The sequence below is a fragment of the Sporacetigenium sp. TC11 genome, from assembly GCF_058146105.1.
Window position 1 is genome coordinate 1 of sequence record NZ_JBYVNY010000028.1, and the last position, 1,169, is coordinate 1,169.

General features: G+C 33.1%; 2 protein-coding genes. Both read left to right on the forward strand.

The genetic code is table 11. The features are described 5' to 3' along the window. The coding region (locus ACUSRV_RS17020; RefSeq protein ID WP_490143131.1) for an amino acid ABC transporter substrate-binding protein at positions 1-597 on the forward strand (597 nt) is incomplete at its 5' end. A gap of 12 nt (positions 598-609) precedes the next feature. Then, positions 610-1,169, forward strand: a 560-nt coding sequence (locus ACUSRV_RS17025; protein ID WP_490143132.1) for an amino acid ABC transporter permease, incomplete at its 3' end; no start/stop codon positions are given.

Sequence of the window (1,169 nt, forward strand, 5' to 3'; positions counted from 1 at the left end):
GACGTAGAAATAGCTAATGAAGTAGCAAAGCGTCTTGGTGTAAAAGCAGAATATGTTGAAACTAAATGGGATGGTATGTTTGCTGGATTAGATGCAAAAAGATTTGATATGGTAGCAAATCAGGTTTCAATAAATGATGAACGTCAAGAAAAGTATGATTTTTCATCTCCATATATAACTTCTAGAGCTGTACTTATTGTAAAAGAAGATAATACAGATATAAAAACATTTGAAGACTTAAAAGGCAAAAAAGCTGCTCAATCACTAACAAGTGACATTGGTAAAATAGCAAAGGACAATGGAGCAGAAATTGTTCAAATTGATGGATTTAATCAAGCTATTGATTTACTAGTTTCAAATAGAGTAGATGCTACAGTTAACGATAGTTTATCTTTCTTAGACTTAAAGAAGCAAAAGCCAGAGACTCCAATAAAGTCAGTAGCTGATTACAATAATGCTACACAAAGTGCACTATTATTTAATAAAGGAAATGACGAATTAGTAGAAGCAGTAAATAAAGCAATTGCAGATATGAAAGAAGATGGAACATACTTAAAAATCTCAGAAAAATGGTTTGGTACTGACGTATCAAAATAAGATGGTGATATTATGAACTTTGACGATAGAGCATTAAGAATAATAGACATATTAACAAACTCATTTTTACCATTAGTAGAGGCGGGACTGAAATTTACAGTCCCTCTTACTCTTATATCCTTTACTCTTGGGTTAATCCTAGCACTAGCTACAGCTTTGGCGAGAATATCAAATTTTAAACCATTAGTGTTAGTAGCTAGATTTTATGTTTGGATAGTAAGAGGAACTCCACTGCTTGTTCAGTTATTTATCATTTTTTATGGCCTTCCAGCGTCAGGTATAACTTTGGATGCCTTAACAGCAGCTATAATAGGATTTACTTTAAATGTAGGTGCATATAATTCTGAAGTTATAAGAGCTGCTATTTTATCTATACCTAAAGGACAGTGGGAAGCTGCATATTCCGTAGGTATGACAAATAATCAAGCATTAAGAAGAGTAATTCTTCCTCAGGCTGCTAGAGTTTCCGTACCGCCATTGTTTAACTCTTTTATTAGTCTTATTAAAGATACATCACTTGCTGCTACAATAACTGTTACTGAGATGTTCCAAATAGCTCAGAGAATTACAGC